Below are 12,008 nucleotides of genomic sequence, written 5' to 3'. Positions count from 1 at the left end.
CGGAAACTGCAAAAAAACTATCACAGCACTGCGGTCAATGGTTCCGATCGCGGTATCGCCGTTGCTGGGCCGTTGCCGCGCGGGCCCGCTCAGCCAGCGCGCGCAGCACCGTCGAAGCGGTAGATGTCCATTGCCAGGAACCCGGCCTCGATCCCGGCATCGATGCGCTGGGCACCCAGCACCTCGCCGCCGGCCGCGCCCATGGCGAAATGCAGCGGTTGCAGGTGCTCATCGGTGGGATGGGCCTGCGCGGCATACGGCGCGCGCTGGCGGTAGTCCAGCAGGGCCGCGCTGTCGTCGGCCTGCAGGCGCTGCTCCACCCATGCGATGAAGGGCCGCACATAGGGCGCGTCCTTGCCCTGGGCATAGCTGCCGGCATCGTGCAGGTTGTGGGTGATGCTGCCCGAACCGATCAGCAACACGCCCTGGCCGCGCAATGGCGCCAGCGCGCGGCCCAGCGCGAACTGGTGGGCCGGACCCAGCCGCGGCTGGATCGCCAGCGGTACCACCGGGATGTCGGCCTGCGGGTACAACAGGCGCAGCGGTACCCAGGCGCCATGGTCCAGCCCGCGCCGCGGGTCGATCTGCGCCGGCAGGCCGGCAGCGGCCAGGCGCGCGGCGATGTCCTCGGCCAGGGCCGGATCACCAGGCGCCGGGTACTGCAGGTCGAACAGCGCCTGCGGGAAACCGCCGAAATCATGGATGGTAGGCGGCTGCGCGTGGCCGCCCACGGCCGGTTGGTGGGTCAGCCAGTGTGCCGAGGCCATCACGATGGCGCGCGGGCGCGGCAGCTGCGTGGCCAGTGCGGCCAGGCGTTCGCCGACCCGGCCCGGGGTAAGCGCGGTCATCGGCGAACCATGGGAGATATACAGCGCGGGCAAGGTGGGCATCACAGGCTCCGGGGACCAGGAAGAACCACAGGTTATTGCACTCGCTTCCACCCATAAATACGATCATCCGACCTTGTTTATTCCAGGAATTGCAACAATGGACACTCTGGCGGCAATGCGTGTGTTCGTAACCGTGGTCGAGCGCAACGGCTTCAGTGCCGCCGCGCAGGCCCTGGACATGTCCACGGCGGGCGTCACCCGGCAGATCGCCGCGCTGGAAAAACGCCTGTCCACCCGCCTGCTCAACCGCACCACCCGCCGGGTCAGCCCGACCAGCACCGGCGCGGCGTACTACGCGCAGTGCGTGCAGTTGCTGGCCCAGTTCGATGCGCTGGAAGCGGGCATCGGCGCACAGGCGCTGGCGCCATCCGGGCTGTTGCGGGTCAACGCGCCGGTCAGCTACGGCATCGCCCGGCTCGGCCCGCTGCTGGCCGGCTACCACCGGCGTTACCCGCAGGTGCAGGTCGAGCTGTCGTTGTCCGACCGGCTGGTGGACATGGTGGAAGAAGGCTATGACGTGGCCATCCGCATCACCGGCCAACCGCATCCGAGCCTGATCGCGCGCAAGTTGGCCGACACCCGGATCACCCTGTGCGCCGCCCCGGCCTATCTGCAGGCGCATGGCTGCCCGCAGCAGCCCGAAGACCTGGCCGACCACCAATGCCTGGGCTACAGCTACTGGGGCGGTGGCGACCGCTGGCCGCTGCGCGGTCCGCGCGGGGAGGTGTCGGTGGCGGTGCAGGGCAGCCTGCGCGCCAACAATGGCGATGTCCTGCGTGAAGCTGCTCTGGCCGGCATGGGCATCATCCTGCAACCGGATTTCCTGGTCGCCGACGCACTGGCCGACGGCCGCCTGGAACGCGTGCTGCCGGACTGGGAGGTGGCGCCGATCGGCATCCACGCCGTCTACACCAGCCGCAACCATCTGGCCCCGAAGGTGCGCAGCTTCATCGACTACGTGGTCGATGCGTTGGGGTGATGGTGCGGCTGCAGCGTCGTTGCCCACTGCAAGCGATTCAACAGGCCATGTCGCCAAGTCCGGCGATTGCGCTGGCCAGAATCAACAGATGGCGGGCATGCGAAGTGCGACGGCGCATCCACTCCCGGCGATGGGGATGGCATTGCCCGGGACGCTGCCGAGGGATGGTTGGGCACGTCTGTTTTGCGCTTTTGTCGTAAACGGACTGATGAAACAGGTGCGGCATCACGCTTCAACTATTTCATGCAACTTTCAGACCTTCTGCCGTTGTAGCCAGTGCTGAAATGATGGATAAAAAGTGCGCGGATGTCTGTCCCGGCAAACGATGTCGAAGACCGATCGTCCCATGGTCCCCGCACAGGAACGTCCATGCGCCCAATCCGATTACTGTCGATGCCATTGGCAACCGTGTTGGCATGCACGTTGGCCGCATGCAGCTCCCCCGAACCACCGCCTCCGCCGTTCTACAGCCCACACCAGGCCGTTACCCGCACTGCCGTTCCCCTGGTCCGACCGTTCCCGCTGGTGCCGATGAGCGAACCGTACGTGCTGGAGTTCGATCTGCTGCCGCCGGGGCGCAATTCGTCGGCATCGCTGGCCATTGCGCTGCGCGCAACCGATGCCGCTACCGGAAATGCCTGGGACATTATCGACAAGATCCGACATTCGGATTTGAACGCGACGGTGGTACTGACCCCGTTGGATGCACAAACTTCGGTACCGCAGCTGTACACGCTGGACTTTGACGTTGTTGGCCATGCGCAGCAAAGGCCGACAGTGCCGGTAGCCGCCGATGGTCGCGTGCATGGCGTCATGGCCACTGGCGTGGACAGCATCGCACTGGATGAGGCCGGGCTGACAGAGCCAGGCAGAGACTACCGCGAGGTGGCGTTTGCGTGGGCAAAGGCCCCGCCACCGGGGCGGTATCGCCTGGAGCTGCAGCTGATTGATCCTGCGCCGGAGCTGGCCTCCGTTCCTGTCGAGTTGTTGCTGGCGTATAGGAGGCTGCCAAAGTAATGAATGAAAGCCGCGCCAGATACACCGTGACCATCTACGTGGCAGCGCCTGGAACCCCACTGCAAGACGGCGGAACCTCCCTGGCCGGGCATGTTTACTACACGATCTCCGCTGGACATGAAGACCTGAGTTTCGGCTTTGCACCGGCTACTCATGGAGCAAGCTCCGGACCGGGCAAGGTCTTCGAGGATGACCTTGAGCGGTACCAGCGTCCTTTGTATTCGAGAACCATGGAAGTGAGCGGAGAGCAGTACCTCAAGCTCCTGAACTTCGGAAAAAACCCACACCTCCACGGCTTCGACATGGAGTACCAAGGCGCCACCAACAGCTGTATCGACTTCACCTGGGCGGCGTTGAATCACGCCGGACTGCATCGCACCTCCATGCTGTTCATGCCGGACAAGGATTTCGAAGGCGGCCTCAAGCCGCTCAGCAACCGCGAGTTCATCCGCAGCATTCGCGCGCCGTTTCCCGATAGCGAGCTCAATGGCGAGCAGCATCATCCGATGCCCAAGCGCACGCTGCTTCAGCGCTTGATCAGCGACGAGGATCTGCAGCCACCGCAAGGCCGGACGCCAGGGCAACGCAGCCCCAGCGGCGACCCGGCCTTCGATGAGGTGTTCTACGCGCTGCAGTCCCACGACGAGCGGGCCCTGGAGCAGGCGATCAGCCGCATGATGGCCAGCCCCGCCGCGTTGGCCATGCAAGAGCAGGCCCGCGAGATGCTGGAGGCCACACAGCTGGAGCAGGCCCAGACACTGGCGCAGGCGGCCGAGCTGAACCCGGAGCTGGCTATGGCCGCGGCGGCCGAGCTGGAAACCCGGCGCAGCCCGGTACGGGTGATGACGCTGACCGATCCGCGGATGCAGGGCGGGCCGATGTATGACGGCGGTGGTGGCGATGGCGGAGGCGGCGGTGCGGGTTGATACCTGCCGGATGGCCGATGAAGGGAGCATGCAATGAACGCACCTGTCCGCCCGGACGGCGAACCCACCGCTGCAACGCGGGAATTGTTGCTGCTGATCGGGGCGATGCAGCAGCGCGAAGAGCGCCTGCGCGGCATCATCAACGAGCAGCTGCAGATGCTGCACGCTGGTGTGCAGCGCGCGGGTGGCGATGTGGGCAGGGTGGTCGAATCGGCCCTGCCGCGGCTGACCCAACTCTCGCAGCAGGCCCTGGCCAGCACCCTGGACCCGGCCTCAAAAAAGTTCGAACAGGCCCTGCAGCGCGCCAGCACAACGCTACAGGCCGCCACCGGCGATTACGCCCAGGCCCAGCAGCGGCTGACATTGAAGGCCTCGCGCAGGATGCTGCTGGCCACCGCCGCGCTCGGGGTGGCGGCGCTGATCGCCGCCGCCAGCGCGATCTACCTGCTGCACAACACGCGCCAGGAGCTGGCGCGGCTGCAGCCACAGCGCGACTACTACGAGGCGATGGCAAAGGCCGACCTGGTTCCCTGCAGCGACGGCAGGTTGTGCGCGCGGATGGAATCCAAAGGCCCGCGCTTTGGCGAGGGCGGGCAATACCGTCGGATCGAACTGCGCCGCTGACGGCGGGCTGCCGTCCACGCGCCCGGCGCTACGCGCAACAACAGTGGCAACATCCACCCGCACGGGACTACACCTCCACCGCCTCCAGCCGCGCGATCACCTGCGCCAGCGGTGCCGGCCGGCCCAGCAGGTAGCCCTGCACCTGGTCGCAGCCATGCGCGGCCAGCCACTGGTGCTGGCCCGGCGTCTCCACGCCTTCGGCAATCACCGTCAGCCCCATGCTGTGCCCCAATGACAACAGCGCCCGGCAGATCGACGCATTGCGCGGATTGGTTTCCACGTCGGCAACGAAACTGCGGTCGATCTTCAGGATGTCCAACGGCAGATGCTGCAGGTAGGACATGTTCGAATAGCCGGTACCAAAATCATCCAGCGAAATGCAGATGCCCTGCTCATGCAGCCGCTGCATGGTCTGCTTGGCCTGGGCCGGCTTGCGCATCAGGCTGCTTTCGGTCAACTCCACCTGCAGTGCCCCGCGCGCCAGCCCGAACTCCTGGCTGGCGCGGCTGAACTCGGCCACCAGGTCGCTGTTGAAGAACTGCACCGCCGACACATTCACCGCGATCGGCAGCGGCCAACCGGCATCGGCCAACTGCCGCTGCGCCTGCGCCGCGGCGCGGATCACCCAACGGCCCAGCGCCAGGATCAGGCCGGTGTCCTCGCACAACTGGATGAACTCGCCCGGGGGGATGAAGCTGCCATCGGCCTGCGGCCAGCGCAGCAGCGCCTCCAGGGTCGCCGGGGTGCCATCGCTGGCATGGCAGATCGGCTGGAAATACAGCTGGAACTCGCTGTCGATCGCGCTGTGGATGCGCCCGGCCAGGCGCAGCCGCTCGGCCAGGCGCGAGGTGACCGTGTTGTCGAACCAGGCGATCACGCTGCCTTCGTCGCGCGCGGCATGCGCGGCCTGCGCGGCCATGCCGATCACCTGCTCGGCCGGCACCTTGTCGCCGTCGAACTTGACCGCAACGCCGATCCGCGGCTCGAACTGGTGCAGCCAGTCCTGCCCGCGCACCGGCTCGGACACGGTCTGCACCAGTGTATCCAGCGCGGTCTGCCGCTCATGGTCGTCGCGGATGGCGAAGATGAAGTCCTCGGCCGGCTGGAACGCCAGCAACCCATAGCGCGTGCCCAGGCCGCCCAGGCGCTTGGCCATCGCCTGCAGCACTACATCGCCCACCTCGCGGCCCAGCGTATCGGCCACCAGCTGCAGGCCGCGGAACTGCACATAGGCGATGGTGTAACTGCCGCCCTCCTCGTCCAGCTGCGCGGCCAGCGCACGGGTGTTGAGCAGGCCGGTGGCCGGGTTGTGGGTGGCGTGGTAGGCCAGGTCGCGCTCGTAGGCCAACCGCTCGCTGATGTCCTCGGCCAGCACCAGGCAGGCCTGGCGGCCATCGAAGTCCAGCCGCGACAGGTGCGCACGGACCTCGAACAGGGTGCCGTCCTTGCGCCGGTGCATGCGTATCTGCGCGTCCTGCGGAGCGCCCAGCGTCGCCCGCGAAATCGCCCCGCGAATCTCATCCCAGCCTTCGCGCGGGCGGATGTCGAGGATGCTCATCGCCAGGAACTCGTCGCGGCTGTAACCGTACTGCTGCACCGCCGCCTCGTTGACCTCCAGGAAACGCAGCGTGTCCGGGTCGAACACCCAGAACGGCGCCGGGTTGCGGTCGAACAGCAGCCGGAACTGGCGTTCGGCCTGCTGCACCCGCGCCAGTGCCTGGACCCGCTCGCTGACGTCGGTCAATGCGCCGATCATGCGCCGCTGCCGGTCCACCACCGCCACCCGCTCGCCGCGCGCCGATACCCAGCGCACCGCGCCACCGGGCCACCGGGCAGCACCACCCGGAACATTTCATCGAGCACGCCGTTGCCGGCGAACGCCTGGTCGAAGGCGACCTGCATGCGCGCGGCATCCTCGCGGTGCACGCGCGTGAAGAAATCGGCCACCGGCAGGCTGTCGATCCCGATCCCGAAGATGTCCCGGGCCAACGGCGACCAGCGCAGCACGCAGGCATCCTCGTCCACGTACCAGGTGCAGACCTTGCCGACCTGGTGGGCCATCTGCAGCTCGGCGTGGCCGGTGCGCAGTTCTTCGGTCAATGCCCCCTGGCTGCGGGTGGCGCGGCGCAGGCTGACATAGACCAGCGCGAACACGCCCCAGTAGAGCAGGAACAGCGCGACCGAGGCCTGTACATACGGCCACCAGGGCGCCAGCACGTCCTGCCGGCCCAGCCCGGCATACACCGCCACCGGGTACTGGCCCAGCGTGGTCAGGGTGGAGATGCGTTCGATGTTGTCGATGGTGCTGGTCTCGATGCCCAGCGGAATGACCGCATCGCCGCGCAGCATCTCGCGCCTGCCCAGGCTGAAACGGCGGCCGGACAGCCCGCCGGCGTCGGGGCTGCGGGCCAGCACGTAGCCCTGTGCATCGGTGATCGAAATGACCCCGTGCTCGCCGGTGTCCAGGCCACCGATGATCGATTGCAGCTCGCTGGTATGCATCCGGCTCAACAGCCAGCGGTCCTCGCCCATGCGCAATGCCAGCGGCAGCACCCAGCGCTGGGCGGCGCGCTGCTGCGGCGGGCCCAGGTACAGGCGGCTGTCGGTGCCGCGATTGGCCTCCACTGCCCACAGCGGCAGATACAGATCGCCACTGCCGCTGGTCAGCGCACGCCCGTACTGGTCCACCACCACGATGCTGTCCAGTTCGGCATGCCGCTGCAGCACGCCATGGATGGCGTCATCGAGCAGGCCCGGGGCCTGCGCCGGCACCCGCTCGAACAGCAACGCTCCGTCCTCGGCGGTACCCAGCATGGCCCGTTCCAGATTGCGCAGTTGCAGCCGCAGCAGACGCTGCGAGCCGGCCGCCAATGCCGAACTCTGGCGCTGCGCAGCTTCCTGGCGGCGCTGGAAATCGTTGACCAGCATGGTGGTCAGGCCCGCCGCCAGCAGCACGCCCAGGCCCACGCCCAGCCATACGATGGTGCGCAACGGCCGCGCCATCGCCTGGTTCAACGCGGGCATCGCGAACGGCTCCCGCTTGTGGTGGGCTGACTTCATGCGTAAACGCTTCCTGGTTTCCCCAAACCTGAGCGGCCGAAGCCTGGGATTCTTGACTCCCGATCGCCCCGCGCCCGGTCTCCGGTATGCGCGGCAGAACCCTCCGTGGCCCAGCATGCACCAGCGTGCGCGGCACGGGAAGGGCCGCAGCGGCCAGGACCGCATCGACCTACCTGCAACGCTGGCCAGGCAGCTACCGGTCAACGCCGTGCGCCGTGCCGGCGGCAAAACCCGCTGATCGCCTGCTGTCTGGCGGTGCGGGCGGCAGCACAACCGGCCGCGGTGGGGGATTAAACTTGGGGTTTCCGCTTGCCTGAGACCTCCATGCCCAAGCTACGCCGCCCTACCCTGATGCTTGCCATTGCCGCCAGCCTGTCGCTGGGCCTGGCCGCCTGCGACCGTGAACCGGCCGCGCCCGCCGCGACCCCGCCGGACACCGCCGCCGCGCCGGCGCCGGCCAAGCCGCAGTTGGGCAGCTTCGGCTTCGATGCCGCCGGCATGGACCGCAGCGTCGCCGCCGGCGATGACTTCTTTGGCTTTGCCAACGGCAGCTGGGTGAAGAACACCGAGATCCCGGCCGACCGTTCCAGCTACGGCAGCTTCAACGTCATCGCCGAGAAGACCCTGGCCGATACCCGCGCCATCCTGGAAGGCGCCGCGGCCGATACCCAGGCCAGTGGCCAGGCCAGGCTGATCGGTGATTACTACGCCGCGTTCATGGACGAGGCCGGGATCGAATCGCGCGGGGTGGCCGCGGTCACGCCGGAGCTGGAGGCGATCGACGGCATCGCCGACAAGGCGGCCCTGACCACCGCGCTGGGTGGCACCCTGCGCGCCGACGTCGACCTGCTGAATGCGACCAATTTCTACACCGACCGCCTGTTCGGGCTGTGGGTATCGGTGGACCTGCTGCAACCGGACCGCAACGCACCGTACCTGGTGCAGGGCGGCCTTGGCCTGCCCGACCGCGATTTCTACCTGCAGGGCGGCCGCATGGCCGATATCCGCAAGCAGTACCAGGCGTACATCGCCCAGGTGCTGCAGCTGGCCGGGGTCGCCGATCCAGCCACCAAGGCCCAGCGCATCCTGGCGCTGGAAACCAGGATCGCCCAGGCGCACGCCAGCCAGGAAGACACCAACAATGTGGCCAAGGGCGCCAATGCATGGAAGCAGGCCGACCTGAGCGCCAAGGCGCCGGGCATGGACTGGAACGCCTTCCTGGCCGGCGCCCAGCTCGGCCAGCAGCAGGACTTCATCGTGTGGCAGCCCAAGGCCATGGCCGGCATCTCGCGGCTGGTGGCCACCGAACCACTGGAGGTGTGGAAGGACTACCTGGCCTTCCATGCGCTGGACCGCGCTGCGCCGTACCTGCCCAAGCGCTTCGCCGATGCGCGCTTCGCCTTCCATGGCACCACGCTCAACGGCACCCCGCAGCAGAGCGAACGCTGGAAGCGCGCGGTGGATGAAAGCAACCACGCCGTCGGTGAAGCGATCGGCAAGCTGTACGTGGAGCGCCATTTCGACCCGGCCACCAAGGCCCGCGCCGATGCGATGGCCAAGAACATCATCGCCGCCTTCGCCAAGCGCATCGATGCGCTGGAATGGATGTCGCCGCAGACCAAGGCACAGGCCAGGGCCAAGATCGATGGGCTGACCGTGGGCATGGGTTACCCGGACAAGTGGCGCGACTACACCGGCCTGGAGGTCAAGCGCGACGACGCGCTGGGCAATGCCGAGCGCGCCGCGCGCTTCGAATACCAGCGCAACATCGCCAAGCTCGGCCAGCCGGTCGACCACAGCGAGTGGGCAATGCTGCCGCAGACCATCAATGCGATGAACGTACCGCTGGAAAACCGCCTGGTATTCCCGGCGGCGATCCTGCAGCCGCCGTTCTTCGACGGTGCCGCCGACGATGCGGTCAACTACGGTGCGATCGGTGCGGTGATCGGCCATGAGATCAGCCACGGCTTCGACAATGCCGGCGCGCAGTTCGATGAAACCGGCAAGCTGCGCAACTGGTGGACGGCCGATGACCTGGCCCGCTTCAACGCCGCCGGCGACGCGCTGGCCGCCCAGTTCAGCGGTTACCAGCCGTTCCCGGGCGTGTCGGTCAACGGCCGCCTGACCCTGGGCGAGAACATCGCCGACGTCGCCGGCCTAGCCACCGCTTTCGATGCCTACCAGCTGTCGTTGCAGGGCAAGCCCGGCCAGACCCTGGAAGGCTTCAGCCCGCAGCAGCGGTTCTTCCTGGGCTTTGCCCAGGCCTGGCGCAGCAAGGCCCGCGAGCAGGCCCTGCGCAACTCGCTGCTGACCAACGTGCATGCGCCGGGCCAGTTCCGCGCGCTGACCGTGCGCAACCTGGATGCGTGGTACCCCGCATTCGAGGTGAAGGAAGGCCAGAAGCTGTACCTGGCGCCGGACAAGCGGGTCAAGGTGTGGTGACCATCGCGATGCGATGAAGGTGAAAACGGGCGCTTCGGCGCCCGTTTTTCATCCCCACTGGTCCAGCACGCCCACCGGCAGGCCCATGCGCGTGCACGCACGCGTGGCCACCCCATCCTGCAACGCGCGCCGGAACAACGGCGCCATCCCGCGCAGCGCATGTGCCGATACACCGGCCTGCGCCCGCTGCAGCGGCGTACGCGCCAGCATCGCCCCGGCCCACGCCGGCAGCAGCGCCGCCCCCGCGCCCAGGAACAACTCACGCGACACCCCTGCCATCGGCACCGGCAGGCGGATCGTCGACAACACCGCCAGCACCTCGCGCGAGCGTGCGTCGAACTGCAACTGTGATTGCTGCTGCGCGAAGTAGGCCTCAACCTCGGCCTGCGACGCCGGCACATCGGTGGCGCCCAACGCCTGGGCCACCCGCTTGTACTCGCGGTAGTACTGGTCGGCAACCGCGGCCGGCACATCGCGGCAATAGCGCCGGCAGCCCTGCAGGAAGCCGTAGGCCTCGGTCACGTGCACCCAGGTCAGCAGCGCCGGAGCGTCGGCCGAATACGCCCGGCCATCGGCCGCGTGTCCGCGTACCTGCGCATGAATGCGGGCGACCCTGGCCACCAGCGCCTCCACCTCCGCGCGCGGCGCATAGCTGGTGCCGGCCACGAACGCGGTGGTGCGGCGCAGCCGGCCGACCAGGTCATGGCGGAAGTTGGAATGGCCATACACCCCGGCCAGCGCCAGCGGATGCAGGGTCTGCAGCATCAGCGCGCACAGCCCGCCGGCCAGCATCCCGGGCAACTCGGCATGCACCCGCCAGGTCGCGCTGTGCGGCCCGAACCAGCCCGGATCGCCCAGCGGGTGGTCGTAGTCGATCCCGCTCTGGCCGCGCGGGAATGCCCCCAGCACCCAGCGCCGGATCGGCGCGGTGGCGGGGCGGGAAAGGCGGTGGAGCAGGGACGGCATTGCAGGTCCAGGCAGGCGGGAGGGCACCGCGGCCTGCGCGGTGGGCCCCGATTCTGGCCGATCGCCGCAGCCATCGCGAGCCCGGGCGTTCTGCCTGCGTTCCATGTGCGCCCGCAGCACGAATTTGGCTGCGACATCTTGTCGCAGGCCGCAGAGCCGATGATGCAATGCACCACGGTCTACCCATTCAGAAACCGACGCGTCCCGGCTTCGCACCGCCCCCATTGCACGATGCGCTGGAAGTGCTAGAACTGAATCCGCCTCAACGTCGTCCAATGCGCCGCTGCACGTTCCAGAAGGAGCACGTCATGATCGCTTTGTTCAAGGGTTTGGGTTTGCTGTTGCAGGACAACGAGCTGTACAACAGCCCGTTTGAAAAACAGGTCGCGCATTGGCGTAACAAGAGCGAGCAGCAGATCCGCGAGGAAGTGGCGGTGCTGGCCAAGGCCAAGGGCCAATGGCTGATGGCCTCGATCGTCGGCTGGCAGGCCGCCTCGCTGCTGATCCTGGGCTTGATCAGCAACTACCTGTGGCGGGACGACTTCCATATCACCTTCACCCGCGTGGTGATCGTGTTCGGCTCGTGGATTTCGATCCTGTTCGTGATCTGGTTCATGGCCAACATGTTCGACCATACCGCCGGCTTCGAACGCTGGATGAAGGCCTTCAACAGCCGCGCACGGATCACCTCCGACGCCGACAGCGTGGAATGCGTCGCCGAGGCGCTGGACATGGCCCAGCTGTATCCGGAAGTGCTGGATTACAAGCAGGTGGTCACGGCCCGGCGCGAACTGCGCCATGAAGACATCCGCATCATGCGCGAGATCGGCCGGATGAAGCAGCACTCCGAACTGGTGGGCCAGCTCAACCATGTGGGCGAGCAGGACAACCGCGGCAACATGCATCTGCAACCGGCCTTCTGACCATCCCGGAAAGCGGGGGGAGCCACAATGCCACCGTGATCACTCACGGTGGCATTGTTCTGTCTGGGGAACTGCCCCACCGCCGGTAGGGTCCCATCCCGATCGACTGCCGATAGCCCGCGCAACGTTCATGGATGGCATGACCTACATCGGAGCCGGCTTCGGGGTGGGTCATGCGTCC

Annotated in this window: 10 protein-coding genes; 6 read left to right on the top strand and 4 right to left on the bottom strand. The window is 67.3% G+C overall.

The annotated features are described in order from the left end of the window. Positions 1-89: 89 nt before the first annotated feature. Positions 90-890, bottom strand: a complete 801-nt coding sequence (locus AC3ITM_RS02515; RefSeq protein ID WP_489268173.1) for a dioxygenase family protein — start codon at positions 888-890, stop codon at positions 90-92. Between the two features lie 97 nt (positions 891-987). On the opposite strand from AC3ITM_RS02515, the gene AC3ITM_RS02510 reads away from it, so the two are divergent. The 4 genes from AC3ITM_RS02510 to AC3ITM_RS02495 all read left to right on the top strand — a co-directional run bounded on the left by AC3ITM_RS02510 (position 988) and on the right by AC3ITM_RS02495 (position 4,436). Further along, complete coding sequence (locus tag AC3ITM_RS02510; RefSeq protein ID WP_489268172.1) at positions 988-1,869, top strand: LysR family transcriptional regulator; 882 nt, start codon at positions 988-990, stop codon at positions 1,867-1,869. A gap of 531 nt (positions 1,870-2,400) precedes the next feature. Then, positions 2,401-2,886, top strand: a complete 486-nt coding sequence (locus tag AC3ITM_RS02505; RefSeq protein WP_489268170.1) for a hypothetical protein — start codon at positions 2,401-2,403, stop codon at positions 2,884-2,886. Further along, the gene (locus tag AC3ITM_RS02500; protein WP_489268168.1) at positions 2,886-3,812 is read left to right on the top strand and encodes an XVIPCD domain-containing protein; all 927 of its coding nucleotides are present in this window, start codon (positions 2,886-2,888) and stop codon (positions 3,810-3,812) included. Before AC3ITM_RS02505 ends, AC3ITM_RS02500 begins: the two co-directional genes overlap by 1 nt. Positions 3,813-3,845: 33 nt before the next feature. Further along, positions 3,846-4,436, top strand: a complete 591-nt coding sequence (locus AC3ITM_RS02495) for a hypothetical protein (RefSeq protein WP_489268167.1) — start codon at positions 3,846-3,848, stop codon at positions 4,434-4,436. Positions 4,437-4,503: 67 nt separating this feature from the next. Here the strand turns inward: AC3ITM_RS02495 and AC3ITM_RS02490 are convergent, their stop codons facing one another. Together AC3ITM_RS02490 and AC3ITM_RS02485 are read right to left on the bottom strand one after the other, a co-directional pair. Further along, a complete protein-coding gene (locus AC3ITM_RS02490; protein ID WP_489268165.1) occupies positions 4,504-6,249 on the bottom strand; it encodes a putative bifunctional diguanylate cyclase/phosphodiesterase in 1,746 nt (581 codons plus the stop codon). Then, positions 6,189-7,496, bottom strand: coding sequence for a hypothetical protein (locus AC3ITM_RS02485; RefSeq protein WP_489268164.1), 1,308 nt, complete (start codon positions 7,494-7,496; stop codon positions 6,189-6,191). Before AC3ITM_RS02485 ends, AC3ITM_RS02490 begins: the two co-directional genes overlap by 61 nt. A gap of 324 nt (positions 7,497-7,820) precedes the next feature. Here AC3ITM_RS02485 and AC3ITM_RS02480 point away from each other — a divergent pair, with 324 nt between their 5' ends. Continuing rightward, positions 7,821-9,938, top strand: a complete 2,118-nt coding sequence (locus AC3ITM_RS02480; protein ID WP_489268162.1) for a M13 family metallopeptidase — start codon at positions 7,821-7,823, stop codon at positions 9,936-9,938. A 48-nt stretch (positions 9,939-9,986) separates the two neighbouring features. Here AC3ITM_RS02480 and AC3ITM_RS02475 read toward each other — a convergent pair whose 3' ends face one another. Beyond that, entirely contained in the window at positions 9,987-10,904 is a 918-nt protein-coding gene (locus AC3ITM_RS02475) for an oxygenase MpaB family protein (RefSeq protein WP_489268161.1), read from the bottom strand. 308 nt (positions 10,905-11,212) lie between these two features. Here AC3ITM_RS02475 and AC3ITM_RS02470 point away from each other — a divergent pair, with 308 nt between their 5' ends. Then, positions 11,213-11,827 carry a hypothetical protein gene (locus AC3ITM_RS02470; protein WP_489268159.1) on the top strand — a complete coding sequence of 205 codons (615 nt, stop codon included), beginning with the start codon at positions 11,213-11,215 and terminating at the stop codon, positions 11,825-11,827. Positions 11,828-12,008 lie beyond the last annotated feature (181 nt).

It is taken from the genome of Stenotrophomonas sp. KH_029, assembly GCF_057839765.1.
This window is presented reverse-complemented; position numbering and strand designations above follow the sequence as displayed.